22 protein-coding genes and 1 tRNA gene are annotated in these 24,583 nt (G+C 74.0%); 16 read left to right on the top strand and 7 right to left on the bottom strand.

Features of this window, described 5'->3' with window-relative positions:
* Window positions 1-44: 44 nt before the first annotated feature.
* Together fhaB and fhaA are read right to left on the bottom strand one after the other, a co-directional pair.
* Entirely contained in the window at window positions 45-563 is a 519-nt protein-coding gene (gene fhaB / locus ACZ56V_RS14490) for an antibiotic biosynthesis regulator FhaB (protein ID WP_003975090.1), read from the bottom strand.
* A gap of 10 nt (window positions 564-573) precedes the next feature.
* A complete protein-coding gene (fhaA, locus tag ACZ56V_RS14485) occupies window positions 574-1,443 on the bottom strand; it encodes an antibiotic biosynthesis regulator FhaA (RefSeq protein ID WP_398911459.1) in 870 nt (289 codons plus the stop codon).
* 524 nt (window positions 1,444-1,967) lie between these two features.
* Between fhaA and ACZ56V_RS14480 the strand changes: the two genes are divergently transcribed.
* Window positions 1,968-2,054 (top strand) — tRNA-Leu (locus ACZ56V_RS14480).
* Window positions 2,055-2,140: 86 nt separating this feature from the next.
* Here ACZ56V_RS14480 and ACZ56V_RS14475 read toward each other — a convergent pair.
* The gene (locus tag ACZ56V_RS14475) at window positions 2,141-3,031 is read right to left on the bottom strand and encodes a carbohydrate-binding protein (protein WP_467378778.1); all 891 of its coding nucleotides are present in this window, start codon (window positions 3,029-3,031) and stop codon (window positions 2,141-2,143) included.
* Between the two features lie 385 nt (window positions 3,032-3,416).
* Here ACZ56V_RS14475 and ACZ56V_RS14470 point away from each other — a divergent pair, with 385 nt between their 5' ends.
* From ACZ56V_RS14470 to ACZ56V_RS14445, 6 genes are all read left to right on the top strand, one after another.
* Window positions 3,417-4,931: a DUF2252 domain-containing protein gene (locus tag ACZ56V_RS14470; RefSeq protein WP_398911462.1), complete on the top strand. Its 1,515-nt coding sequence runs from the start codon at window positions 3,417-3,419 to the stop codon at window positions 4,929-4,931.
* 57 nt (window positions 4,932-4,988) lie between these two features.
* The gene (locus tag ACZ56V_RS14465; protein ID WP_468942312.1) at window positions 4,989-5,804 is read left to right on the top strand and encodes a hypothetical protein; all 816 of its coding nucleotides are present in this window, start codon (window positions 4,989-4,991) and stop codon (window positions 5,802-5,804) included.
* A gap of 52 nt (window positions 5,805-5,856) precedes the next feature.
* Complete coding sequence (locus ACZ56V_RS14460; protein WP_468942671.1) at window positions 5,857-6,186, top strand: rhodanese-like domain-containing protein; 330 nt, start codon at window positions 5,857-5,859, stop codon at window positions 6,184-6,186.
* Between the two features lie 176 nt (window positions 6,187-6,362).
* Entirely contained in the window at window positions 6,363-7,439 is a 1,077-nt protein-coding gene (locus ACZ56V_RS14455) for a DUF5819 family protein (protein WP_468942309.1), read from the top strand.
* Window positions 7,436-8,731, top strand: coding sequence for an HTTM domain-containing protein (locus ACZ56V_RS14450; protein WP_398911466.1), 1,296 nt, complete (start codon window positions 7,436-7,438; stop codon window positions 8,729-8,731). The genes ACZ56V_RS14455 and ACZ56V_RS14450 overlap by 4 nt, the downstream gene beginning before the upstream one ends.
* Window positions 8,728-9,504, top strand: coding sequence for a TrmH family RNA methyltransferase (locus tag ACZ56V_RS14445; RefSeq protein WP_398911468.1), 777 nt, complete (start codon window positions 8,728-8,730; stop codon window positions 9,502-9,504). Before ACZ56V_RS14450 ends, ACZ56V_RS14445 begins: the two co-directional genes overlap by 4 nt.
* Window positions 9,505-9,514: 10 nt before the next feature.
* Here ACZ56V_RS14445 and paaN read toward each other — a convergent pair whose 3' ends face one another.
* Window positions 9,515-11,206 carry a phenylacetic acid degradation protein PaaN gene (gene paaN, locus ACZ56V_RS14440; protein ID WP_398911470.1) on the bottom strand — a complete coding sequence of 564 codons (1,692 nt, stop codon included), beginning with the start codon at window positions 11,204-11,206 and terminating at the stop codon, window positions 9,515-9,517.
* Window positions 11,207-11,379: 173 nt separating this feature from the next.
* On the opposite strand from paaN, the gene ACZ56V_RS14435 reads away from it, so the two are divergent.
* Window positions 11,380-12,894 carry a 3-hydroxyacyl-CoA dehydrogenase gene (locus ACZ56V_RS14435; protein WP_467378785.1) on the top strand — a complete coding sequence of 505 codons (1,515 nt, stop codon included), beginning with the start codon at window positions 11,380-11,382 and terminating at the stop codon, window positions 12,892-12,894.
* Window positions 12,891-13,502: a TetR/AcrR family transcriptional regulator gene (locus tag ACZ56V_RS14430; RefSeq protein ID WP_398911474.1), complete on the top strand. Its 612-nt coding sequence runs from the start codon at window positions 12,891-12,893 to the stop codon at window positions 13,500-13,502. Before ACZ56V_RS14435 ends, ACZ56V_RS14430 begins: the two co-directional genes overlap by 4 nt.
* Before the next feature lie 48 nt (window positions 13,503-13,550).
* Here ACZ56V_RS14430 and ACZ56V_RS14425 read toward each other — a convergent pair whose 3' ends face one another.
* Window positions 13,551-14,051, bottom strand: coding sequence for an Lrp/AsnC family transcriptional regulator (locus ACZ56V_RS14425; protein ID WP_356372124.1), 501 nt, complete (start codon window positions 14,049-14,051; stop codon window positions 13,551-13,553).
* 190 nt (window positions 14,052-14,241) lie between these two features.
* On the opposite strand from ACZ56V_RS14425, the gene pdhA reads away from it, so the two are divergent.
* The 6 genes from pdhA (at window position 14,242) to ACZ56V_RS14395 (ending at window position 21,366) form a co-directional block, all read left to right on the top strand.
* Window positions 14,242-15,402: a pyruvate dehydrogenase (acetyl-transferring) E1 component subunit alpha gene (gene pdhA, locus ACZ56V_RS14420; protein ID WP_468942304.1), complete on the top strand. Its 1,161-nt coding sequence runs from the start codon at window positions 14,242-14,244 to the stop codon at window positions 15,400-15,402.
* The gene (locus ACZ56V_RS14415) at window positions 15,399-16,403 is read left to right on the top strand and encodes an alpha-ketoacid dehydrogenase subunit beta (RefSeq protein ID WP_356372126.1); all 1,005 of its coding nucleotides are present in this window, start codon (window positions 15,399-15,401) and stop codon (window positions 16,401-16,403) included. Before pdhA ends, ACZ56V_RS14415 begins: the two co-directional genes overlap by 4 nt.
* Window positions 16,403-17,821: a dihydrolipoamide acetyltransferase family protein gene (locus ACZ56V_RS14410; protein ID WP_398911481.1), complete on the top strand. Its 1,419-nt coding sequence runs from the start codon at window positions 16,403-16,405 to the stop codon at window positions 17,819-17,821. Before ACZ56V_RS14415 ends, ACZ56V_RS14410 begins: the two co-directional genes overlap by 1 nt.
* A gap of 103 nt (window positions 17,822-17,924) precedes the next feature.
* Window positions 17,925-18,911, top strand: coding sequence for an NTP transferase domain-containing protein (locus tag ACZ56V_RS14405; RefSeq protein WP_467378790.1), 987 nt, complete (start codon window positions 17,925-17,927; stop codon window positions 18,909-18,911).
* Window positions 18,911-20,272: a molybdopterin molybdotransferase MoeA gene (locus tag ACZ56V_RS14400; RefSeq protein WP_468942299.1), complete on the top strand. Its 1,362-nt coding sequence runs from the start codon at window positions 18,911-18,913 to the stop codon at window positions 20,270-20,272. Before ACZ56V_RS14405 ends, ACZ56V_RS14400 begins: the two co-directional genes overlap by 1 nt.
* The gene (locus tag ACZ56V_RS14395) at window positions 20,269-21,366 is read left to right on the top strand and encodes a potassium channel family protein (protein WP_398911487.1); all 1,098 of its coding nucleotides are present in this window, start codon (window positions 20,269-20,271) and stop codon (window positions 21,364-21,366) included. The genes ACZ56V_RS14400 and ACZ56V_RS14395 overlap by 4 nt, the downstream gene beginning before the upstream one ends.
* A 15-nt stretch (window positions 21,367-21,381) precedes the next feature.
* Here ACZ56V_RS14395 and ACZ56V_RS14390 read toward each other — a convergent pair whose 3' ends face one another.
* A complete protein-coding gene (locus ACZ56V_RS14390; RefSeq protein ID WP_398911489.1) occupies window positions 21,382-22,230 on the bottom strand; it encodes an ABC transporter permease in 849 nt (282 codons plus the stop codon).
* The gene (locus tag ACZ56V_RS14385; protein WP_398911491.1) at window positions 22,227-23,249 is read right to left on the bottom strand and encodes an ATP-binding cassette domain-containing protein; all 1,023 of its coding nucleotides are present in this window, start codon (window positions 23,247-23,249) and stop codon (window positions 22,227-22,229) included. Before ACZ56V_RS14385 ends, ACZ56V_RS14390 begins: the two co-directional genes overlap by 4 nt.
* Before the next feature lie 142 nt (window positions 23,250-23,391).
* On the opposite strand from ACZ56V_RS14385, the gene ACZ56V_RS14380 reads away from it, so the two are divergent.
* A complete protein-coding gene (locus ACZ56V_RS14380; RefSeq protein WP_468942293.1) occupies window positions 23,392-24,372 on the top strand; it encodes an NAD(P)H-quinone oxidoreductase in 981 nt (326 codons plus the stop codon).
* Window positions 24,373-24,583: the final 211 nt, after the last annotated feature.

Raw genomic sequence — 24,583 nt, 5'->3', positions numbered from 1 at the left:
CCGCTGCGTGCTCGCTCCGCTCGCGCTCATTCATTGGTGTAGCACTACTTCCGCAGCTCGATGACGGTCTTGCCGATGCGGATCGGCGCCCCGGGGCCAATCGGCGTGGGGGTCGTCAGCCGGGCCCGGTCCAGGTAGGTGCCGTTGGTGGAGCCCAGGTCCTCGACGATCCACTGGCCGTTCTGGTCCGGGTAGATCCTGGCATGGCGGCTGGAGGCGTAGTCGTCGTCCAGCACGATCGTCGAGTCGTGTGCCCGGCCGAGCGTGATGGTCTGGCCCTGGAGGGCAACGGTGGTGCCGGTGAGGGTGCCCTCCGTCACGACCAGTTTGGTGGGCGCGCCGCGGCGGCCGCGGCCACCGCCGGACTGCTGGCGCTGAGGTGGAGGCGCCTGGCCCTGGCGCGTGGCGGTCTGCTGCGGTCGGGCGGCGTCGCGCCGCGCGCCGCGCTGGGTGACCCGCGTACCGAAGAGGTCGCTGCGGATGACCTGCACGGCCACGATCACGAACAGCCACAGTACGGCGAGAAAACCCAGCCGCATGACCGTGAGGGTCAGCTCTGACATTGCCCCCGGATCACCCTTCGGCTTGCCTGTAGATAACGGTGGTGCTGCCCACGACGATCCGTGAGCCGTCACGGAGCGTAGCGCGGGTGGTGTGCTGCCCGTCCACCACGATGCCGTTGGTGGACCCGAGATCCTGGATCGTCGAGGGCGTTCCGGTCCGGATCTCGCAGTGCCGGCGGGAGACGCCGGGGTCGTCGATCCGCACGTCGGCCTCGGTGCTGCGGCCCAGCACGAGCGTCGCGCGGGAGATCTGGTGGCGGGTGCCGTTGATCTCGATCCAGTGGCGGGTGCGTCCGCCGGGCGCGGGTGGGGCCGGGGGCTGCTGGCCGCCGGCGGGCTGCGGGTAGCCGTAGCCGCCGGGACGGCCGGGTGGCGGCGCGGACGGCATGGGCGGGGCGCTCGCGGGGGCGGCGGCCGGCGGGTAGCCGTACCCGCCGCCCGGGGCGCTGGGCCGGGCGGGCGGGGCCGGGGGTGCCGCGGGGCCCGGTCCGCCCTGGTGGCTGGTGGAGGAGGCGAGCGTACGGCTGCGCACCCGGTACAGGCCGGTGTCGAGGTCGTCCGCCTTCTCCAGGTGGACCTTGATCGGCCCCATGAAGGTGTAGCGCTGCTGCTTGGCGTAGTCGCGGACCATGCCGGCCAGCTCGTCGCCGAGCTGCCCGGAGTAGGGGCTGAGCCGCTCGAAGTCGGGCGTGCTCAGTTCCACGATGAAGTCGTTGGGCACGACGGTGCGGTCGCGGTTCCAGATGGTCGCGTTGTTGTCGCATTCGCGCTGGAGCGCTCCCGCGATCTCCACGGGCTGCACCTCGGACTTGAAGACCTTCGCGAAGGTGCCGTTGACCAGACCTTCGAGACGCTGCTCGAACTTCTTCAGGACTCCCATGGGGCACCTCCTCCGTCGCTGCCGTCCTGTCCACTGCCTTGCGTACTGCTGTCCTGCGCCGTGCTGTGTCGCGTCGTGCCGTCTCGCGCAGTGCCGTGCGGTCCCGCACTGCCCACCTGGTACTGCTTACTGATCGTATCCACGCGCCGGTCGATCGGCTGGTTCCCCCTGTCGGCCCGGTCGACGGGTGTCGACGCCTCTCGGAGTTCCCGCCGGAGCTCCCCTTCGAACTCCCGCGGACCTTCGGGATGCGCTCCCGCAGGTACTCATGCCCAGGATCGTAGAGGCGGCCGCAGACCAGTGTCCCGCACCTGACCGCGGTCCCCCACCGGCTCCTGGGGAGACGGGCCGGACCGGTACGAGGTTGATACGTGAACGGCCAAGGACCGGGACGAGTGCCCGAAGAGGGCGGGCGCCCCGGTCCGCGGGGGGAAAGGGATGTGAATCGACCTCTTCCAGCGTGCTAATGTTCTCGTGTCGGAAGGCGCCGGACCGCAAGGAAAAGCCCGGAAGACACACCCAATGCGCGGGTGGCGGAATAGGCAGACGCGCTGGATTCAGGTTCCAGTGCCCGCAAGGGCGTGGGGGTTCAACTCCCCCCTCGCGCACCAGCCGGAAGCCCCCCAGGTCTCAGACCTGGGGGGCTTCCGCGTGTCCGGGCGCGGTGGCCCGCGATGCCTGCGCTGTGAGGAAGGTCTCAGGACTCCGGTCGCCACAGGGCCGGCACGTTCGGCGGCTCCCAGCCCGTCATCGAGGTGTGCGCCTGGAGGCAGCGGTAGGACCGGCCGCCGTACGTCACCCGGTCGCCGGCGGTGTAGGCGTGGCCGCTCGCCCAGGTGCCGCCCGGCGGGTCGGTGGGCGGGTCGGTGGGCGGATCCGTGGGGCCGGTGTCGCCGTCCACGTTCAGGACGAAGTCGAAGGTGCCCTCCTTGCCGCCGCCGGCGCCGCGGACGTTCATCAGCAGGGCCGGGTCGAAGATCGTGTCCGTGCTGTTGCGGGGCTCGCCGGGGAAGTAGAGCTGGGTGGTGAGCACGGGCTCGCCGGGGGCCTGCACCTTGACGTGGATGTGCCGGGTGCGGCCGGGATAGAGGCCGGGGACGATCGTCCGCAGCGCGAAGGCGCCGGTGGCGTCGCTGAACTGGTGGCCGCGGAAGGTGTACCCGGCCATGTCGTAGTCGCCGTTGTCGTCGGCCTGCCAGAAGTCGAGGAGCACGCCGGACAGCGGGGCGCAGTTCCGGCCGAAGACGTAGCCGCTGACGGTCAGCGGGGTGCCCGGGGTGCCGGGGGTGACCAGATTGGTGCGCAGCGGGGAGTTCGGCTTGAAGTACGGGCCCTCCATCTGGTCGGGCGTGGGGTCGTCGCCGTCGTCGCAGTACGGGGTCGGCGTCAGGGCACGGCCGGTGGAGGAGCGGGCGGCGTCCCGGGCCAGCGCGATACCGCCGGTGGCGAGCAGCGGGACGGTGGCGCCGGCGGCGACGGCCGCCCTGAGCAGCGTCTTGCGGCTGATCCCGCGGTCGGCGCCGGAACCCGGGCCGGGCCGGGGCCCCGGTGTGGGCTCTTCGGGGGCGGTGGGGGTGTCGGAGGTCATGGCGGTTCCTCGGTCTCCTCGGTGGGTGGTCCCTGGGGAAGGTGTGCGGGACGTGCGGCATCCGGGACGTCGGGGACAGGGAGCGCGCCCGCCGGCGCGGGGCAGGCTGCTGTGGATGCTTCGGCGGGCGCGCTCCGTGGTGATCACTGGCCACCGTAGGCGCGCCGGGCGGGGCGGCGGCACCTCCCGTTTCGCCCCCTGCCCGGCGTTATGAGGGCCGCGGACAGGGGTCCGTGTACGGGCGGTGCGGCCGGGGGTACGGTCGTGGCGCGCCGGCGCGGCGCGGCGCCGACGGGTCCGCCGCGCGGGTACGGCGAGGCACGGCACGACGCGGTACGCCGCACGGGTGCGGACGGGTACGACGAGCAGGGGGAGGGCGGCCGGGATGACCGGGTCGACGGCGGGGGCGGGCACGGAGACGGCGACCGGAGGGGCGGCCGGGGCGGTGCCCACGGCGCGTGCGGACGCGGAGGGGACGCGGGGAGCGGGGTACGGGACGGGAGGGGCGGCGCCGGGCGGGCGGCTGCCGGACGTCCCCGGGTTCGCGCGGTGGCCCGTGGCCGGGTCGCCGAAGGCGGAGGGCAAGGCGCTGCGCACGCGCGTCCCGCGCTCCGCGCACGCCGCGCTCGACCTGGACGCCGCCCGGCCGGACGCGGTGAGCGCGGTCGAGGAGTCCCATCGCGGACGGATACCGGGGCTCACCCCGATCCGCGCCGGGCGGATGGCGGCCACGCCGTTCGCGTTCCTGCGCGGGTCGGCGGGCCTGATGGCGTACGACCTGGCGCGCACGCCGGTGACCGGGATCGGCGCCCAGATCTGCGGGGACGCGCACGCCGCCAACTTCGGTCTCTACGGCGACGCCCGCGGCGGCCTGGTCATCGACCTGAACGACTTCGACGAGACGGTCCACGGCCCCTGGGAGTGGGACCTCAAGCGGCTCGCCGCCTCCCTCGTCCTGGCGGGCCGGGAGGCGGGCGCCGACGAGGACACCTGCCGCGAGGCCGCCCACGGCGCGGCGGGCGCCTACCGGCGGACCATGCGGCTGCTGGCGAAGCTCCCCGCGCTGGACGCCTGGAACGCCATCGCGGACGAGGAACTGGTCTCCCACACCGACGCCCACGACCTGCTCGGCACGCTGGAGCGGGTGTCCGAGAAGGCGCGGGCCAACACCAGCGGGCGCTTCGCGGCGAAGTCCACCGAGTCCACCGAGGACGGCGGGCGGCGCTTCGTGGACGCGGCGCCGGTGCTGCGCCGGGTGACGGACGCCGAGGCGGCGGCGGTCGCGGGCGCCCTGGAGGGGTACCTGGCCACCCTCTCCGAGGACCGGCTGCCGCTGCTGGCCCGGTACGCGGTGCACGACGTGGCCTTCCGGGTCGTCGGCACCGGCAGCGTGGGCACGCGGTCGTACGTCGTGCTGCTCCTGGACCACCGGGGCGAACCGCTCGTGCTCCAGGTCAAGGAGGCCCGGCCCTCCGCGCTGCTGCCCCACCTGGCCGCCGCCGGGTTCGAGGCCCCCGAGACCGCGCACGAGGGCCGCCGGGTCGTCATGGGGCAGAAGCGCATGCAGGTGGTCAGCGACATCCTGCTCGGCTGGACCTCGGTCGACGGACGGCCCTTCCAGGTACGGCAGTTCCGCAACCGCAAGGGCAGCGTCGACCCCGCGGCCCTGGCCGCCGACCAGCTGGACGACTACGGCCGGATGACCGGCGCCCTGCTGGCCCGGGCCCACGCGCACAGCGCCGACCCGCGGCTGATCGCGGGCTACTGCGGCAAGAACGGCGAGCTGGACGAGGCGGTCGCCGCCTTCGCCGTCGCCTACGCCGACCGCACCGAGGCGGACCACGCGGAACTGGTGGCCGCGGTGCGCACGGGGCGGGTCGCGGCGGAACTGGGGGTGTGAGAGGGGACGGGGACCGCGCGGGCGGCTCCCCGGGTCCGCAGGCCCTAGGCTGGTCGGGTGACGACGCCGGAAGCTGAGCCCGAGCAGGGGGGTGCGCCGCGTCCCGAGGAACGGCTGGAACAGGCCGTACGGGCCGCCGAGCAGGCACTCATCGAGTACGAGATCGCGCTGGAGACCTTCCGCGTGGAGGTCGAGAACTTCTCGCGGCTGCACGAGCAGCGGCTCGGCCCGGTGTACGCCCGGCTCGAGGAGCTGGAGGCGCAGATCCTGGAGGCCAGGGCGGCCCGTACGGGCGACGCGGACGACCTGCGCCGGGCCGACGAGGCGCGGGCCCGCCTGATGCCGATCCCCGGGGTCGAGGAGCTGCTGCACGGCTGGATGGACGGGGACGGGCTGTTCCCGGAGGCCACGGCGATGCTCACGGACCAGGCGGTGCGCCCCCCGCAGCGGGTCAGGCCCGGCGAGGGGGCCCGCAGGCTCTACCGCGAGCTGGCCCGCAAGGCCCACCCCGACCTGGCGCAGGAGGAGGCCGAGCGGATCCGGCGCGAGGAGTTCATCACCCGCGTCAACGCCGCCTACGCGCGCGGCGACGAGGCGGAGCTGCGCGAGCTGGCCGAGGAGTGGGCCGCCGGGCCGGTGCCCGAGCGGCGCCCGAGCCACGGCGAGGAGCTGTACGCCCGCCTCGAATGGCTCGACCGGCGCAAGGAGCTGCTGACCCTGCTCGCCAAGGAGCTGGAGGAGAGCGCGATCGGCGCCATGCTCAGGCTCGCCCCGGACGACCCCGACCGGCTGCTCGACGAGATCGCCGAGCAGCTGGCGACGCAGGTGCGCGAGCGGGAGGCGGAGCTGGCCGGGGTGCTCGGGCAGGAATGAGCCGCCGGGGGGCGGCTCGGGTAGCGTCTGGGGCATGAGTTTCGGAGCTGGTGTGCCCACGGTCGGGATCGAGGACCTCAAGGACGGCGACTTCCTGCTGGACGTCCGGGAGGACGACGAGTGGCAGGCGGGTCATGCCGCCGGGGCGCTGCACATTCCCCTCAGCGAGTTCGTGGCCCGGTACGGTGAGCTGGCCGAGGCCGCGCCGCAGGACGGCCGGGTGCACGTGCTCTGCCGTGTCGGGGGCCGTTCGGCGCAGGTCACCATGTACCTGGTCCAGCAGGGCGTCGACGCGGTGAACGTCGACGGGGGCATGCAGGAGTGGGCCGCGGCCGGGCGTCCCCTGGTGGACGACAAGGGGCAGCCGGGGCACGTGCTCTAGGCCGTCCCCGCCGGATGTGGCGACGGCCACGGTGCGGCCGGTCCGCCGGGGGGCTGTGCGGGCGGCCGGTCCTGAGTACCGTTCCCGTTCGAACGTCGCCGAGCAGCCGCACGGGTGCGCGTGAGCGCCCCGTGGCGGGGCGGGCGGATGGATGGATCGGGACCGAACGGGGCGGAATGGACGCGTACGACAAGGGCTCGGGCGCCCGGCAGGGGCAGGACGGGCCGGCCGGGCCGGACGGCGAAGCGGACTCGCCGGAAACCGGCGGGTCGGCCGAGTCCGCCGGGGCCGCCGGGGCCATCGAGGCCACCGAGTCCGCCGGGGCCGCCGGGGCCATCGAGGACACCGAGCCCGCCGGGGCCGCCGAGTCCGCCGGGGCCGTCGAGGACACCGAGTCCACCGGGCGTCCCGCCGCTGCCGAGGGGGCCGCGGGGGCTTCCGCAGCGGCCGGGACGGCCGAGGGTGCCGTGACCACCGCCCCGGACGAGGCCGGTGCCCCGGAGGACGCCGCTGTCCCCGTCTCCGAGGAGACCGGTGCCGTACGTCCCGCGCAGGACCCTCCGCAGCCTCCCGCCCCCCGTACCGGGGTCGCCGCGCTCTCCCCGCGCTACCAGGCCGGTGCCGTGGTCGCCCTCGCGGTGGTCGCGGTCGCCGTCTGCGCCCACATAGGCCTGGTGTTCCTGCACGTGGCCCCGTCCAACACCCTCACCAAGCAGCACGGTTCCGTGGTGGACGAGTGGGTCTTCCCGGAGTTCGAGCAGAACTGGAAGCTCTTCGCGCCCAACCCCCTCCAGCAGAACGTCTCCGTCCAGGTCCGCGCGGAGGTCAGCACGGCGGGCGGTGAGATACGGACGACCGGCTGGTACGACCTGTCCGCCGAGGACGGCCGGGCCATCGACGGCAATCCGGTGCCGAGCCACACCCAGCAGAACGAACTGCGCCGGGCCTGGGACTTCTTCGTCGCCAGCCACGACTCCGACAACCGCCCGGTGGGCCTGCGGGGCACCCTCGCCGAGACGTATCTGCGGCGCATCGCGCTGCTGCGCCTGGACCGCGAGGGCGCCGCCGGACCCGGCGGTGTCGTCGAGCGCGTGCAGTACCGTTCCCGGACCACGAACGTGGAGCCGCCCCCGTGGAGCGGTGAGAAGGTCTCCGACCGGCCGGCCGTCCGCGAACTGCCCTGGTGGTCCGTGGCCGCGGAGACCCGGGGCGCCGGAGCCGGACAGGCCGAGCGGGAAGGGAGCGCCGCGTGAACGCCGCCGCCCTCTCGGTCTCCCGCGGCATCGCCCGCGTCACGGGCGCCGCGCTCGGCCCGTACCAGACCGCCGTGATCCGCATCGGCTTCAGCGCCACCTGGCTGCTCTTCCTGCTGCGCGAACTGCCCCACCGGGGCGAGCTGTACGGGCCGGACGGGCCCTGGAGCCACGACCTCGCCGAGCAGCTGATCGCGGACAACGGCGCCTTCACGGCGCTGATGTGGTCGGACGGGCGGACCTGGTTCGAGATCGTCTACGCGCTGGCCGTCCTGAGCAGCGTGCTGCTCCTGCTGGGCTGGCGCACCCGGACCATGTCCGTGCTGTTCATGGTCGGGGTGCTCTCGCTGCAGAACCGCAGCGTCTTCATGGGGGACGGCGGCGACAACGTCATCCACCTGATGAGCATCTACCTGGTCCTCACCCGGTGCGGCCAGGTGTGGTCGCTGGACGCGCGCCGCGCCCGGCGGGCGGCCGCGGCACGCGCGCGGGGTGAGCGGGTGACGGACCGGGTCGGTCCCGTGCTGTGGTGCGCCTCCGGGTTCCTGCTGCTCACGGTGACGCTGGCGGGTGGGCTCGGCGGCGACTGGTTCGTGCCGGCGCTGCTGTGGGCGGTGTGGGTCGCGCTGGGACTGTGGTGGGTCGTGCGGCGGGGCGCGGAGGGCAGCCAGCCGCGGATCCTGCTGGACGTGGTCACCAACATCGTGCACAACGGCGCACTGGTCGTGATCATGGCTGAGGCGTGTCTGATCTACGCGACGGCCGGCTGGTACAAGATCCAGGGTTCGCGCTGGCAGGACGGCACGGCCGTCTACTATCCGCTGCACCTGGACTACTTCTCGCCGTGGCCCGCGCTCTCCGACGCGCTGGCCGCCAACGGCACGATGGTCATGCTCATCACCTACGGCACGGTGGCCGTGCAGGTCGCCTTCCCGTTCACGCTGTTCAACCGGCGGGTCAAGAACGTGCTGCTCGCCGCGATGATGACCGAGCACGCGGTGATCGCCGTGACGCTCGGGCTGCCGTTCTTCTCGCTGGCGATGATCGCCGCCGACGCGGTCTTCCTGCCGACCTCGTTCCTGCGCCGGCTGGGCGGCTGGGTGACCCGCGCGCGTGGCCGGGTGTCCGGCCGGGCGCCCGCGGGGGCTCCTGCCGGTGCGCCGGACGGGCCCGGGGAGGGCGGTACGGCGACGGTGCCCGGGCCCAGGGCCCGTGGGGCCGGGACGACGGCCGGAGCGGGTGCGGCGGAGGGGAAGGACCCGGAGCACACACACGTAGGCTTCCGGGCATGACCTCCCCCGGCCCCGCCTCCGGCCCGCCGGCCGCCTGGCACCTGCACGCCGGCCGGTGCGTGCTCCTGGACGGCTTCCACGCCCTCAAGCACGCGCTGCGCTTCGGTGCCGAGGTGCCGGTGGCGGTCACCGGCGACCGCGCGGGCGCCCTGGCCCTCGCCGACGAGCTGGCGCCGGACGTGCGCGAGGCGCTGGCGGGGCTGCTGACCGAGGTGTCGCACGAGGCGTACGCGTCGCTCGTCGCGCGGCCGCACCCCACCGCGGTGGCCGCCCTGGCCGTACGGCCCTCCCGGGCGGCGGGCCTGGAGACGCTGGGGCACACGCCGCGCCGCGCCCCCGTCGTGGTCCTCGACCAGCCGCGCAACCTCGGCAACGCCGGGGCGGTGATCCGGCTGGCCGCCGGTTTCGGCGCGACCGGCGTGGTCACCACCGGCACGCTCGACCCCTGGCACCCCACGGTGGTGCGCGGCGGGGCGGGGCTGCACTTCGCGACCGTCGTGGAGCGGCTGGAGGTCGCCGGGCTGCCGCCGGGGCCGGTGTTCGCGCTGGACCCGGAGGGCGAGGACATCCGGGGGCTGAAGCTGCCGGACGAGGCGCTGCTCGCGTTCGGCTCCGAGCGCAGCGGGCTCTCGCGCGAGCTGCGCGCGCGGGCCGACCATCTGGTGGCGCTGCCGATGCGCCCCCAGGTCTCCAGCTACAACCTCGCGACCAGTGTGGCCATGACGCTGTACCACTGGAGCGCCGGTGGGGGCGCACCGCAGGTCCTGCCCTAGAGCACCCGGCTCAGGCCGGGCGGCGGACCTCCACCACCCGGAAGCGGTTCGCGACGAACGCGCCGTCGCACAGGGCCGCGTTGGCCGCCGGGTTGCCGCCGGAGCCGTGGAAGTCGGAGAAGGCGGCCGTCTGGTTGACGTACACCCCGCCGGTGAGGTTCAGGGAGAGCTGGGCCGCCTCCTCCAGGCAGACCTCCCGCACGGCCTCCTCGACCTCCGGGTCGGTCGTGTACGCGCCCACCGTCATCGCGCCCTTCTCGCGGACGCTGCGGCGCAGCAGCTCCAGGGCGTGGCCGGCGGAGTCGACGGCGACGGCGAAGGAGACCGGGCCGAAGCACTCGCTGGTGTAGGCGGCCTCGTCCTCGGGCTTGGCGCCGTCCAGCTTGACGATCACCGGGGTGCGCACCACCGCGTCCGGGAACTCCGGGTTGGTCACCTCGCGGGAGGCCAGGGCCACTTCGCCGAGACCGGCGGCGGCCTCCAGGCGGGCCTTGACGTCCGGGTTGACGATCGCGCCGAGCAGGGCGTTGGCACGGGCGTCGTCGCCGAGGAGGCCGTCGACGGCGCGGGCCAGGTCGGCGGTGACCTCGTCGTAGGTCTTGGCGCCCTGGTCGGTGCGGATGCCGTCGCGGGGGATCAGCAGGTTCTGCGGGGTGGTGCACATCTGGCCGCTGTAGAGGGAGAGCGAGAAGGCCAGGTTGGCGAGCATGCCCTGGTAGTCGTCGGTCGACTCCACGAGCACCGTGTTGACGCCGGCCTTCTCCGTGTACACCTGGGCCTGGCGGGCGTTGGCCTCCAGCCAGTCGCCGAAGGCGGTGGAGCCGGTGTAGTCGATGATCCGGATCTCGGGGCGGGTCGCGAGGGTCTTGGCGATGCCCTCGCCGGGACGCTCGGCGGCCAGCGCGACCAGGTTCGGGTCGAAGCCGGCCTCGGTGAGGACGTCGCGGGCGACCTGGACGGTGAGCGCGAGCGGCAGCACCGCGCGGGGGTGGGGCTTGACCAGGACCGCGTTGCCGGTGGCGAGGGAGGCGAACAGGCCGGGGTAGCCGTTCCACGTGGGGAAGGTGTTGCAGCCGATGACCAGGCCGATGCCGCGCGGGACCGGGGTGAACCGCTTGGTGAGCGCGAGCGGGTCGCGCTTGCCCTGCGGCTTGGTCCACTCCGCCGTGTCGGGTGTGCGGGACTGCTCCACGTACGCGTAGGCCACGGCCTCCATGCCGCGGTCCTGGGCGTGCGGGCCGCCCGCCTGGAAGGCCATCATGAACGCCTGCCCCGAGGTGTGCATGACCGCCTGGGCGAACTCCATCGTCCGGTCGGCGATCCGCCTCAGGATCTCCAGGCAGACCATCGCGCGCAGCTCCGCGCCCGCGTCCCGCCACGCCTTCTGGCCGGCCCGCATGGCGGGCAGCAGCACGTCCAGGTCCGCGTGCGGATACTCCACGCCCAGCTCGATCCCGTACGGGGAGACCTCGCCGCCCACCCAGCCGTCGGTGCCGGGCTGGCCGAGGTCGAGGCGGGTGCCGGACAGGGCGTCGAAGGCGGCCTTGCCCGCGGCCGCGTCCAGGCTGCCGTTCTCCCCGTAGGCCTTGGGGTGCTCGGGGTGGGGGGACCAGTACGCGCGCGTCCGGATCGTCTCCAGCGCCAGGTCCAGGGTCGGCCGGTGCTGGGCGATCAGCTGGTGTGCGGTGAGTTCGGCGGCCATGCGGGACCAACTCCTCGTCTCCCACGAACTCGCCGTCGACTCGTCGTCGAGTCCGTGGACCTGGGGGAAACCTGGGCAGAAACAGGCGGACACGGCTAGAGTAACCGAACGATCGGTCGGGACAAGGGGGACCGCCGCATCTGTGGAAAACGCCGTGCGGGAGGATCGCGCACATGACAGCACTCGACCTCAGCAGCCCCGTGGCCGTCGTCGGCACCGGCACCATGGGCCAGGGCATCGCCCAGGTGGCGCTGGTCGCGGGCCATCCCGTGCGGCTGTACGACGCCGCCCCGGGCCGGGCCCGGGAAGCGGCCGACGCGATCGGCGCCCGGCTCGACCGGCTCGTCGAGAAGGACCGCCTCACCGGCGCCGAACGGGACGCCGCCCGAGCCCGGCTCACGCCCGCCGAGACCCTCGACGGGCTCGCCGGCTGCGCGCTCGTCGTCGAGGCGGTCGTGGAGCGGCTGGACGTCAAGCAGGAGCTGTTCCGGGCGCTGGAGGACGTCGTCGGCGACGACTGCCTGCTCGCCACCAACACCTCCTCGCTGTCGGTCACCGCCGTCGGGGGCGCGCTGCGCGTGCCCGGTCGCTTCGTCGGCCTGCACTTCTTCAACCCCGCGCCGCTGCTGCCCCTGGTGGAGGTGGTCGCCGGGTTCGCCACCGACCCCGCGTCGGCCACGCGCGCGTACGAGACGGCCCGCGCCTGGGGCAAGACCCCGGTCGCCTGCGCCGACACCCCCGGCTTCGTCGTCAACCGCATCGCCCGGCCCTTCTACGCCGAGGCCCTCGCCGTCCACGAGGGCCGGGGCGCGGACCCGGCCACCATCGACGCCGTGCTGCGCGAGTCGGGCGGCTTCCGGATGGGCGCCTTCGAGCTGACCGACCTCATCGGGCAGGACGTCAACGAGTCCGTCACGCACTCCGTGTGGCAGGGGTTCTTCCAGGACGCGCGCTTCACCCCGTCGCTGGCCCAGCGCCGTCTGGTCGAGTCCGGCCGGCTCGGCCGCAAGAGCGGACAGGGCTGGTACGACTACCGCGACGGCGCCGAGCGCCCCGAGCCGCACACCGCCCAACCGGCCGAGGCGCCCGCGTACGTCGTCGTCGAGGGGGACCTGGGCCCGGCGGCCGAGCTGGTCGCGCTGATGCGCGAGGCGGGCATCGAGGTGCGCCCGGAGGACGGGTACGGCGCGGGGAGGCTCGTCCTGCCCGGCGGCGGCACGCTGTGCCTCACCGACGGGGAGCTGCCCGTGTCGACGGACCTCGTCCACTTCGACCTCGCGCTCGACTACCGCGCGGCCGCCCGGATCGCCCTGTCCGCGTCCGACGGCGTCCGCCCGAGCCTCCTGTCCGAGGCCACCGGCCTGTTCCAGGCGCTCGGCAAGAAGGTCAGCGTCATCGGCGACGTCCCCGGGATGATCGTGGCCCGGACCGTCGCCCGGATCATCGACCTGGCGTTCGACGCCGTGGCCAAGGGGGTGGCCGCCCCCGAGGACGTCGACACGGCGATGCGCCTGGGTGTGAACTACCCACTCGGCCCCTTCGAATGGAGCCGTCGGCTCGGTGACACCTGGGCCTGCCACCTGCTGGCCAACGTGCACGAGTGGGAACCGTCCGGGCGTTGCGCGCCGTCCCTGGCACTCCACCGCCACGCCGAGGCCGCCGAGGACCGGGAGGGCACCCCCTCATGACCACCGCCAAGCGCGACACGTACACGCCCGAGACGCTGCTGTCCGTCGCCGTGCAGGTCTTCATCGAGCGCGGCTACGACGGCACCTCCATGGAGCACCTGTCCAAGGCGGCGGGGATCTCCAAGTCGTCGATATACCACCACGTCACGGGCAAGGAGGAGCTGCTGCGCCGGGCCGTGAGCCGGGCCCTGGACGAGCTCTTCGGCATCCTCGACGAGGAGCACGCGCGCGCGGGGACGGCCGCCGAGCGACTCGAGTACGTCGTGCGGCGCATGGTCGAGGTGCTCATGGCCGAGCTGCCCTACGTGACGCTGCTGCTGCGGGTGCGCGGCAACACCGGCACCGAGCGGTGGGCGCTGGAGCGGCGGCGCGAGTTCGACCACCGGGTCGCCGCCCTGCTGAAGGACGCGGCGGCCGAGGGGGACGTGCGTGCGGACGTGGAGGTGCGGCTCGCGACCCGCCTCGTCTTCGGCATGATCAACTCGATCGTCGAGTGGTACCGGCCCGAGGGTCCCGACGGCCGGGGCGGCGCGAGCGGCACCGGCGAGCGCGAGGTGGTCGAGGCGGTGGCGCGGCTGGTGTTCGGGGGGCTGCGCAAGGCGTCCTGAGCCGTACGGAGCCGGGCCGGGCGGCACCGGGCCGGGCGGCCCCGCCGGTCAGCTCTGCGGTTCGAGGTCCTCGGTCTCGAAGACCAGCAGGGTGCGGGTGCTGAGCACCTCCGGGATGGCCTGGAGGCGGCTGAGCACCAGCTCGCGCAGGGCCCGGTTGTCCGGGGTGTGCACCAGGAGCAGGACGTCGAAGTCGCCGCCCACCAGGGCGATGTGCGAGGCCCCGGGCAGCTGCCGCAGCTGGGCGCGGACCGTCCGCCAGGAATTCTGGACGATCTTCAGGGTGATGTAGGCCGAAGTGCCGTGCCCGGCGCGTTCGTGGTCGACGCGGGCGCCGAAACCGCGGATGACGCCGTCCTCGACGAGCCGGTTGATGCGGGCGTAGGCGTTCGCGCGCGAGACGTGCACCCGCTCCGCGACCGACCGTATGGAGGCCCGGCCGTCCGCCTGGAGCATGCGCAGGATGTCCTGGTCGATGGCGTCCAGCGGGCGCGGGGGCGGGGCGCCGGACTCGTCCGTGCCGCCGCCCTCCCCGGGGCGATCGGCCATTTGTTCAGATGCCACGTGCCCCCGCCTTCCCCTCATGGACGTACTGCGTCCATCTCAGGCTGTGGAGAACCGTTTGTCCACAGCCTGGGGCCGCATGTAGCCAAAATGTGCCGACGACCGAACAATCGGTAGGTGAGGCCCGTCACACCCGTGGCGAGCCCGGAGCCGTCTCCCACGAGGAGGTGCCGTCATGACGGTCATGGAGCAGCGGGGCGCGTACCGGCCCACACCGCCGCCCGCCTGGCAGCCCCGAACCGACCCCGCGCCGCTGCTGCCCGACACGGAGCCCTACCGAGTCCTCGGCACCAAGGCCGCGGACCGCGCCGACACCGAGCTGCTGCGCATGCTGTACGCCCGGCTGGTGCGCGGCCGGCGCTACAACGCGCAGGCCACGGCGCTGACCAAGCAGGGCCGGCTGGCCGTCTACCCCTCCAGCACCGGCCAGGAGGCGTGCGAGGTCGCCGCCGCGCTGGCCCTTCAGGAGCGGGACTGGCTCTTCCCCAGCTACCGCGACACCCTCGCGGTCGTCTCGCGCGGCGTCGACCCCGTCGAGGCCCTCACCCTGCTGCGCGGCGACTGGCACACCGGCTACGACCCCTACGAGCACCGGGTCGCCCCGCTGTCCACGCCGCTGGCCACCCAGCTGCCGCACGCCGTGGGCCTCGCCCACGCCGCCCGCCTCAAGGGCGACGACGTGGTCGCGCTCGCCATGGTCGGCGACGGCGGCACCAGCGAGGGCGACTTCCACGAGGCGCTGAACTTCGCCGCCGTCTGGCGGGCCCCGGTCGTCTTCCTCGTGCAGAACAACGGCTTCGCGATCTCCGTCCCGCTCGACAAGCAGACCGCCGCCCCGTCGCTGGCCCACAAGGCCGTCGGCTACGGGATGCCCGGCCGCCTGGTCGACGGCAACGACGCCGCCGCGGTGCACGAGGTCCTGTCCGAGGCCGTGCGGCACGCCCGCGCGGGCGGCGGCCCCACCCTGGTGGAGGCGGTGACGTACCGCGTCGAGGCGCACACCAACGCCGACGACGCCACGCGCTACCGGGGCGACGCCGAGGTGGAGACCTGGCGCCGGCACGACCCGGTCGAGCTGCTGGAGCGGGAGCTGACCGAGCGCGGGCTGCTCGACGAGGACGGCATCCGTGCCGCCCGCGAGGACGCCGAGACCATGGCCGCCGACCTGCGCGCCCGCATGAACCGGGACCCGGAGCTGGACCCGCTGGACCTGTTCGCCCACGTCTACGCCGAGCCCACACCGCAACTGCGCGAGCAGCGGGACCAACTGCGCGCCGAGCTGGCGGCGGAGGCCGAGACGGACGCCGCGTCCGCACCGCAGGGGGGACACCGATGACCACCGTCGCCGCCAAGCCGGCCACCATGGCGCAGGCCCTCACGCGCGCGCTGCGCGACGCCATGGCCGCCGACCCGGCGGTGCACGTCCTCGGCGAGGACGTGGGCACCCTCGGCGGGGTCTTCCGGATCACCGACGGGCTCGCCGCGGAGTTCGGCGAGGACCGCTGCACGGACACCCCGCTCGCCGAGGCCGGCATCCTCGGCACCGCCGTCGGCATGGCGATGTACGGGCTGCGCCCGGTCGTCGAGATGCAGTTCGACGCCTTCGCCTACCCGGCGTTCGAGCAGGTCGTCAGCCACGTCACCAAGATGCGCAACCGCACGCGCGGGGCCATGCCCCTGCCGCTGACCATCCGCGTCCCCTACGGCGGCGGCATCGGCGGCGTCGAGCACCACAGCGACTCGTCCGAGGCGTACTACATGGCGACTCCGGGGCTCCATGTCGTCACGCCCGCGACGGTCGCCGACGCCTACGGGCTGCTGCGCGCGTCCATCGCCTCCGACGACCCGGTGGTCTTCCTCGAACCGAAGCGGCTGTACTGGTCGAAGGACACGTGGAACCCCGAGGAGCCGACGTCCGTTGAACCGGTGGGCCGCGCGGTGGTGCGGCGCTCCGGCCGGAGTGCCACGCTCATCACGTACGGGCCGTCGCTGGCCGTCTGCATGGAGGCGGCCGAGGCGGCCCGGGCCGAGGGCTGGGACCTCGAAGTCGTCGATCTGCGCTCCCTGGTGCCGTTCGACGACGAGACGGTGTGCGCTTCGGTGCGGCGGACGGGACGCGCGGTCGTCGTCCACGAGTCGGGCTCCTTCGGGGGCCCGGGCGGGGAGATCGCGGCCCGGGTCACGGAGCGCTGCTTCCACCACCTGGAGGCGCCGGTGCTGCGGGTGGCCGGATTCGACATCCCGTATCCTCCGCCGATGCTGGAGCGTCACCACCTGCCTGGTGTGGACCGGATCCTGGACGCCGTGGGGCGCCTGCAGTGGGAGGCCGAAAGCTGATGGCACACGCTTCTGACGGGCGCAGCCTGGAGTTCAAGCTGCCCGACCTCGGTGAGGGGCTCACCGAGGCGGAGATCGTGCGCTGGCTGGTCGAGGTCGGCGACGTGGTCGCCGTGGACCAGCCGGTCGTCGAGGTCGAGACGGCCAAGGCGATGGTCGAGGTGCCCTGCCCCTACGGGGGTGTGGTCACCGCCCGCTTCGGCGAGGAGGGCACGGAGCTGCCCGTCGGGGCGCCGCTGGTGACCGTGGCGGTGGGGGAGGGCGACGCGGCGCCCGACGCCCCGGTGCGCGGAGCCGGCACGGACACCGCTGCCGGTGCCGCCGAGGCACCCGCCGCGGAGCGGAAGGCGGAGGGCTCCGGCAACGTCCTGGTCGGCTACGGCACCTCCGAGGCACCCGCGCGGCGGCGCAGGGTGCGCGCCGACCGGCAGACCGCCACCGGTGCGTCCGGCCGGGCGAACGGCCGGGTCCGCGGAGCCGAGCCGGTGGACGGTCCGGTCCCGGTCATCTCCCCGCTGGTGCGCAGGCTGGCCCGGCAGCACGACCTGGACCTGCGCGAGCTGACCGGTTCGGGACCGGAGGGGCTGATCCTGCGGGCGGACGTGGAGTACGCGCTGCGTGCCGCCGCCGCACAGGGCGGCCGTGCGGCGGCCCAGGAGGCCGGGACGGACCGGGCGCCGGATGCCGCGTCCGCCGCTTCCTCCCCCGCGCCCGCCGCCTCGCGCCCCGACGGCACCCGGGTCCCCCTCAAGGGCGTGCGCGGCGCCGTCGCCGACAAGCTCTCCCGCAGCCGCCGCGAGATTCCGGACGCGACCTGCTGGGTGGACGCCGACGCGACCGAGCTGATGCGGGCGCGCACCGCGATGAACGCGTCCGGCGGGCCCAAGATCTCCCTGGTCGCCCTGCTGGCCCGGATCTGCACGGCCGCCCTGGCCCGGTTCCCGGAGCTGAACTCGACGGTCGACACGGAGGCCCGGGAGATCGTCCGGCTCGAACAGGTCCACCTGGGCTTCGCCGCCCAGACGGACCGGGGGCTGGTCGTGCCGGTCGTCCGGGACGCGCACGCGCGGGACGCCGAGTCGCTCACCGCGGAGTTCGCCCGGCTGACCGAGGCGGCCCGCGCGGGCCGGCTGACACCGGCCGAACTGACCGGCGGCACCTTCACGCTGAACAACTACGGCGTCTTCGGCGTCGACGGCTCCACGCCGATCATCAACCACCCCGAGGCGGCCATGCTCGGCGTCGGCCGCATCGTCCCCAAGCCCTGGGTGCACGAGGGCGAGCTGGCGGTGCGTCAGGTCGTCCAGCTCTCGCTCACCTTCGACCACCGGGTGTGCGACGGCGGCACGGCGGGCGGCTTCCTGCGGTACGTGGCGGACTGCGTGGAACAGCCGGCGGTGCTGCTGCGCACCCTGTGACCGGGGCGGTGACGCCCGCCGGGTGACGGTGGGGCCGCACACTCCGCGATCGCGCGGGCTCCCCTGCGTTCCCTGTGATCGCCCAGGGCCCCATACTCGGGGGGTGACCGCGTACGAGCCCCCCGGCGACCCAGGCGCCGGCACCGACCCCGCGCCGGCTTCCGGCCGCGTCGGGTACGACGCCGTCGTGCTCGCCGGCGGGGCCGCCCGGCGGCTCGGGGGCGCGGACAAGCCCGGTCTGCTGGTGGGCGCACGCGCGCTCCTCGACCGGGTGCTCGCCGCCTGCGCCGGAGCGCGGACCACCGTCGTCGTCGCCGATCCCCGGCCCACCCCGCGCCCGGTGACCTGGGCGCGCGAGGACCCGCCCGGCGGGGGACCGCTCGCCGCCCTCGCCGCCGGACTGCGGCACACCACCGCGGAGCACGTCGTGGTGCTCTCCGCCGACCTGCCGTTCCTCGCCCGGCCGACCGTCGGGCGGCTGCTGTCGGCCCTCGCCGCGGGCGACGCCGACGGGGCGCTGCTCACCGACGCCGACGGCCGCGACCAGCCCCTCGTCGCCGCCTACCGCGCGCCCGCGCTGCGCCGCGAACTGGCCGCGCTCGCCCGCGACCGGGAAGAGCGGGCCGGCCGGCCGGACCTCACCGGGCTGCCGCTGCGCCGCCTGACCGGCGCTCTGCGCCTCACTCGCGTCCCGGACGCCGTCGCCTCCTTCGACTGCGACACCTGGGACGACCTCGCCACCGCAAGGGCACGCATCAGGGAGCATGGTCACGTGTTGGATGAATGGATTTCCGCAGCCAAGGACGAGTTGGGCATCGACCTGGACGTCGACACCGGGATCCTGCTCGATCTCGCGCGCGACGCCGCCCACGGGGTGGCCAGGCCGGCCGCCCCGCTGACCACCTTCCTCGTCGGGTACGCGGCCGGGCGGGCCGGGGGAGGCCCCGAGGCCGTCGCCGAGACCGCCCGCAAGGCCGCGGCCCTCGCCCTGCGCTGGGCCGAGGAAGCCGCCGACACCGGGGCCGCCCCCGCGAAGGGCACGCCCGACGCGGCTCCCGACGCCACCCCCGACACCCGCCCGGACGCCTGATGACCTCCCCCGGCACGCGGGCCGACACGGAGGCCGAGGACCTCGACGTCGAGGAGGCGCTCGCCCTCGTGAACGAGAACCCCGGCCCCGCTCCCCGCGGCCGCGCCGGTCACGGCACGCCCGCCCCGCACCACCCGGCGGACACCCGGCACCGCGCGACCCCCTGGCCCGAGGCCCGGGCGACCGCCGAGCGCGCCGCCCGCGCCGCGGCCCGTGCCGCCCGCCGCACCCCGGTCCCCGTACCCCTCGACGCGGCCCTCGGACTCACCCTGGCCGCACCGCTGACCGCCCTCACCGACCTGCCCTCCTTCGACACCTCCGCGATGGACGGCTGGGCCCTCGCCGGACCGGGTCCCTGGGCGCTGCGCGACGAGGGCGTCCTGGCCGGACACGCGGAGCCCGCGCCCCTCACCGACGGCGAGGCCGTCCGCATCGCCACCGGCGCACGCATCCCCCCGGACACCACCGCCGTACTGCGCACCGAGCACGGCCGCACCGACGAGCGCGGACGTCTGCACCCCACCCGCGAGGTCGTCCACGGCCAGGACATCCGTCCGCGCGGTCAGGAGTGCCGCAGCGGCGACCAGTTGCTGCCTGTCGGCACCCTCGCGACCCCGGCGGTCCTGGGCCTCGCGGCCGCCGCCGGATACGACACGCTCACCGCGGTCCCCCGCCCCCGCGTCGACGTCCTGGTCCTCGGCGACGAACTGCTCACCCAGGGCCTCCCGCACGACGGCCTCATCCGGGACGCGCTCGGCCCGATGCTGCCGCCCTGGCTGCGCGCGCTGGGCGCCGAGGTCCGCGCCGTGCGCCGGATCGGCGACGACGCCAAGGCGCTGCACCGCGCCGTCACGTCCTCCGACGCCGACCTGATCGTCACGACCGGCGGCACCGCCGCGGGCCCCGTCGACCACGTCCACCCGACCCTGCGCCGGATCGGCGCCGAACTCCTCGTGGACGGCGTCCGGGCACGCCCCGGCCACCCCATGCTGCTGGCCCGCCTCAAGGACGACCAGCACCTCGTCGGACTGCCCGGCAACCCCCTCGCCGCCGTCTCCGGACTGCTCACTCTCGCCGAGCCGCTGCTGCGCACCCTCGCTGCCCGCCCGGCGCCGGAGCCGTACACCCTGCCACTGCGGGACGCGGTGCACGGGCACCCGCACGACACCCGGCTCGTGCCCGTTCTGCTGCGTGACGAGGGTGCCGTGCCGCTGCGCTACAACGGCCCGGCGATGCTGCGCGGCATCGCGGCCGCCGACGCCCTGGCCGTCGTACCGCCGGGCGGTGCACGGCCGGGGCAGGAGGCCGAGCTGCTCGACCTGCCCTGGGCGACCGGCGGGGTCGGGGTGTGTTTCACGTGAAACTTCCGGGCCAGGACGCGATCGCACGCCAGGCGGACGAGCACTTCGTGACCCACAAGGTGAAGCTCCCCAGGAAACTGGTGGAGCACCCGTTCCGTCAGGTCGCCAAACGGCTGTCCATCGCCCTGGTGGTCCTCGTGGTGACGGCCTTCATCGTGTACGCGGACCACGACGGCTACACCGACAACTCGGACGGTTCCGTCGACCTCCTCGACTCCTTCTACTACGCCACCGTCACCCTCTCCACCACCGGATACGGTGACATCACGCCCGTCAGCGACGCCGCCCGGCTGACCAACATCTTCGTCATCACGCCGCTGCGCGTGCTCTTCCTGATCATCCTGGTCGGCACCACGCTGGAAGCCCTCACCGAGCGCACTCGGGAGGAGTGGCGCCTGAACCGCTGGAGGTCCGCCTTGCGCGATCACACCGTCGTCGTCGGCTTCGGAACCAAGGGGCGGTCGGCGATCCAGACCGTCTGCGCGACCGGGCTGCGCAAGGACCAGGTGGTCGTGGTCGACCCCAGCGGCAAGGCCATCGAGGCCGCGACGGCCCACGGCTACGCGGGCGTGGTCGGTGACGCGACCCGCAGCGATGTGCTCAACCGGGCCGAGGCGTACCGGGCGAAGCAGATCATCATCGCCACGCAGCGCGACGACACGGCCGTGCTGGTCACGCTGACGGCCCGGCAGCTCAACCGCGGCGCGAAGATCGTGGTCGCGGTCCGCGAGGAGGAGAACGCGCCGCTGCTGAAGCAGTCCGGCGCCGACGCCGTGATCACCAGCGCCAGCGCCGCCGGCCGGTTGCTCGGGCTCTCCGTGCTCAGCCCTGCCGCCGGCATGGTGATGGAGGACCTGATCAGCCAGGGCAGCGGACTCGACCTCATCGAACGGCCCGTCATAAAGGCCGAGGCGGGCAAGTACCCGCGGGAGGTGGACGACCTGGTGGTGAGCGTGATCCGCGGCCACCGGGTCCTGGGCTACGACGATCCGGCGGTCGGCGGGCTGGAGTTGACGGACCGCCTGATCACGATCGTACGGGCGACGCCGGGCACTCATGTGACGCCCGACGCCCGCCCGTTCCCCCGCGACTGAGCCGCCGCTCCCCTGCTACTTGCGGTTGTAGAGCCGCATCGTGACCGGGCCGAAGACCAGCAGGAACAGGCCCGCCCAGCCCAGCGTCCAGGCGATCTCGACACCGGGCCAGCCGCCCGCCATCAGACCGCGCACCGCGGACGCCAGGTGGGTGATCGGGCTGTTGTTGACGAAGGCCTGAAGCCAGCCCGGCATGGTCTTCGGGTCGACGAAGACGTTGGACAGGAAGGTGAGCGGGAAGATCACCATCATGCTGACGCTCATCACCGACTTCTCGGTGCGCAGCATCAGCCCGAACATCGTCCAGATCCACGAGAAGGCGAACGAGAAGAGCAGCAGCAGCGCGATCCCGGCGACCACGCCGACGAACCCGCCGTCGGGCCGGTAGCCGAGCAGCAGTCCGACGGAGAGCATGACGACGGACGCGATGGTGTAGCGCAGCGCGTCGCCGAGGAGATAGCCGACCATCGCCGAGGGCCGCCAGATCGGCAGCGAGCGGATGCGGTCGAAGACGCCCTTCTCGATGTCGACGTTCACCGAGACCCCGGTGTACATCGTGATCATCACGACCGACATCACGAGGATGCCCGGCAGCACGAACTGGATGTAGTCACCGGGCGAACCCGCCAGCGCACCGCCGAAGAGGTACGTGAACATCAGCAGGTTCATGATCGGGAAGGCGGTGACGTCGAAGAGCTGCTCCGGCACGTGCTTGATCTTGAGGATCGCGCGCCAGCCGAAGGTCAGGGACGTGGACAGGGCGCCGGGCCGCGGCGGCCGCTCCCTGGTCACCAGCAGGGCCGCCAGCGACTCGGTGCTGACCGGGGTGAGTTCCTTGTCCGGAGTGCTCGTGGCCGTGCTCATGCCGCCACCTCGTCCTTCGTGTCGGTGCCGGAGTCGCCGTCGGTGCGCCGGCCGGTGTCGTGCCCGGTCAGCGCCAGGAAGACCTCGTCGAGGCTGGGCTGTCCCAGGGAGAAGCTGTCGACGGTGATGCCGGCCCGGGCCAGCTCGCCGAGCGCCTTGGCGGCCTGGTCGGCGGCGGTGTCGCCGGCCGCCACCCCGAGGCGCGCGGTCAGCGACACCGGGTCGGGCTCCAGCTGCACCTCGGCCACCAGCAGGTTCCGCAACAGGCGCTCGGCCTCGGGCCGCTCCTCCGCGTCCCGCAGCCGCAGATGGACGGAGCCGGCGCCGACGGAGGACTTCAGCTCGCCCTTGGTGCCCTCGGCGATCACCCGCCCCTTGTCGATGACGGCGATCCGGGACGCCAGCTGGTCGGCCTCGTCCAGGTACTGCGTGGTCAGCAGCACGGTCGTGCCCTGGGCGACGACCGCGCGGACGATGTCCCACACCTGGTTGCGGCTGCGCGGATCGAGACCGGTGGTGGGCTCGTCCAGGAAGAGCAGGTCGGGGGTGTTGAGGATGGAGGCGGCGATGTCGATGCGCCGCCGCATACCGCCGGAGTAGTGCTTGACCTGCTTCGCCGCGGCGTCCGTCAGGCCGAAGGCCGCCAGCAACTGCTCGCCGCGCTCCCGGGCGGCCGTCTTGCCGTGCCCGAGCAGCCGGCCCAGCAGCACCAGGTTCTCGGTGCCGGTGAGGTCCTCGTCCACGGACGCGTACTGCCCGGTGAGGCTCACCCGGCCGCGCACCTCGTCCGCCTCGCGCACCACGTCGTGACCGAAGACGCGGGCCCGGCCGCCGTCCGGCCGCAGCAGGGTGGCGAGCATCTTCACCGTGGTGGTCTTGCCGGCGCCGTTCGGGCCGAGGACGCCGTAGACCGTGCCGGCCGGCACCGCGAGGTCCACCCCGTCCACGGCCCGGGTCTCACCGAACGTCTTCACCAGGCCCTCGGTCTCGATGGCGAGTCCGGACGTGTGCGTGCTCATGCTGTGGGTCCTTCCGCGTTCATGGTGTACGCGTTCTTGGGCTACGCATGGGAAGACCTTTACCGTCGCGCAAACTCATCGGCGGCGCACGGGGATTTTCCGGCCGGGGAGGACGGGGGGACACAGGAGTAGCGTCGGCCCCATGCATGCGATCACGATTCCCGAACCCGGAGGCCCCGAGGCGCTGGTGTGGGCCGAGGTCCCCGACCCGCAGCCCGGCGAGGGCGAGGTGCTGGTCGAGGTGACGGCCAGCGCCGTCAACCGCGCCGACATCATGCAGCGCCAGGGCTTCTACGACCCCCCGCCCGGCGCCTCCCCCTACCCGGGCCTGGAGTGCTCCGGACGCGTGGCCGCGCTCGGCCCCGGCGTGTCCGGCTGGGCCGTCGGCGACGAGGTGTGCGCGCTGCTCGCTGGCGGCGGCTACGCCGAGAAGGTCGTCGTCCCGGCCGGACAGCTGCTGCCGGTGCCGCAGGGTGTCGGCCTGAAGGGGGCGGCGGCGCTGCCCGAGGTGGTCTGCACCGTCTGGTCGAACGTCTTCATGGTCGCCCACCTGCGTCCCGGCGAGACCCTGCTGGTGCACGGCGGCTCCAGCGGCATCGGCACCATGGCGATCCAGCTCGCCAAGGCGGTCGGCGCGAAGGTCGCGGTGACGGCGGGCACCAAGGAGAAGCTGGAGCGCTGCGCCGAGCTGGGCGCGGACGTCCTGATCAACTACCGGGAGCAGGACTTCGTCACCGAGGTGAAGGACACCACGGGCGGCGCGGGCGCCGACGTCATCCTCGACAACATGGGCGCGAAGTACCTGGACCGCAACGTCCAGGCCCTCGCCGTGAACGGCCGGCTCGCGATCATCGGCATGCAGGGCGGCCGGAAGGGCGAGCTGAACATCGGCACGCTCCTCGCCAAGCGCGCCGCCGTCAGCGCCACCTCGCTGCGGGCGCGGCCCCTGGAGGAGAAGGCGGCGATCGTGGCGGCCGTGCGGGAGCACGTCTGGCCGCTGTTCGGCGGGGGCCACGTCCGTCCGGTCGTCGACCGCGAGATGCCGATGAGCGAGGCCGCCGAGGGCCACCGGGTGGTGGAGGAGAGCGGCCACATCGGCAAGGTGCTGCTGGTCGCCCCGTAGACGGCGCACGACCGGTGCACGGCCTACGCCCGGCGCAGGCGCGGTCCCGCGAGGCCCAGGGCGAGGCCGGGGCCGATGAGTACCAGGCCGCTGCCCAGGGGGGAGGACGTGCGGGAGGGGTTCGGCGGTGGCCCGGGTGGGTGTGCGGCTCTGTGACGGGGGCCGGGGCGGGGTGGCCGGGGGCGCTTCGGCCGCCTTGGTCCGGCCGGGG

The organism is Streptomyces sp. NPDC034099 (assembly GCF_055575415.1).
The sequence above is the reverse complement of the archived record's forward strand: the minus strand, read 5'-3'. Positions and strand labels throughout refer to the sequence as shown.

Coding starts and splice junctions, on each gene's coding strand:
- fhaB (WP_003975090.1), bottom strand. CDS start 563: ATGTCAGAGCTGACCCTCACGGTCATGCGGCTGGGTTTTCTCGCCGTA.
- fhaA (WP_398911459.1), bottom strand. CDS start 1,443: ATGGGAGTCCTGAAGAAGTTCGAGCAGCGTCTCGAAGGTCTGGTCAAC.
- ACZ56V_RS14475 (WP_467378778.1), bottom strand. CDS start 3,031: ATGACCTCCGACACCCCCACCGCCCCCGAAGAGCCCACACCGGGGCCC.
- ACZ56V_RS14470 (WP_398911462.1), top strand. CDS start 3,417: ATGACCGGGTCGACGGCGGGGGCGGGCACGGAGACGGCGACCGGAGGG.
- ACZ56V_RS14455 (WP_468942309.1), top strand. CDS start 6,363: ATGGACGCGTACGACAAGGGCTCGGGCGCCCGGCAGGGGCAGGACGGG.
- ACZ56V_RS14445 (WP_398911468.1), top strand. CDS start 8,728: ATGACCTCCCCCGGCCCCGCCTCCGGCCCGCCGGCCGCCTGGCACCTG.
- paaN (WP_398911470.1), bottom strand. CDS start 11,206: ATGGCCGCCGAACTCACCGCACACCAGCTGATCGCCCAGCACCGGCCG.
- ACZ56V_RS14435 (WP_467378785.1), top strand. CDS start 11,380: ATGACAGCACTCGACCTCAGCAGCCCCGTGGCCGTCGTCGGCACCGGC.
- ACZ56V_RS14430 (WP_398911474.1), top strand. CDS start 12,891: ATGACCACCGCCAAGCGCGACACGTACACGCCCGAGACGCTGCTGTCC.
- ACZ56V_RS14425 (WP_356372124.1), bottom strand. CDS start 14,051: ATGGCCGATCGCCCCGGGGAGGGCGGCGGCACGGACGAGTCCGGCGCC.
- pdhA (WP_468942304.1), top strand. CDS start 14,242: ATGACGGTCATGGAGCAGCGGGGCGCGTACCGGCCCACACCGCCGCCC.
- ACZ56V_RS14415 (WP_356372126.1), top strand. CDS start 15,399: ATGACCACCGTCGCCGCCAAGCCGGCCACCATGGCGCAGGCCCTCACG.
- ACZ56V_RS14410 (WP_398911481.1), top strand. CDS start 16,403: ATGGCACACGCTTCTGACGGGCGCAGCCTGGAGTTCAAGCTGCCCGAC.
- ACZ56V_RS14400 (WP_468942299.1), top strand. CDS start 18,911: ATGACCTCCCCCGGCACGCGGGCCGACACGGAGGCCGAGGACCTCGAC.
- ACZ56V_RS14390 (WP_398911489.1), bottom strand. CDS start 22,230: ATGAGCACGGCCACGAGCACTCCGGACAAGGAACTCACCCCGGTCAGC.
- ACZ56V_RS14385 (WP_398911491.1), bottom strand. CDS start 23,249: ATGAGCACGCACACGTCCGGACTCGCCATCGAGACCGAGGGCCTGGTG.
- ACZ56V_RS14380 (WP_468942293.1), top strand. CDS start 23,392: ATGCATGCGATCACGATTCCCGAACCCGGAGGCCCCGAGGCGCTGGTG.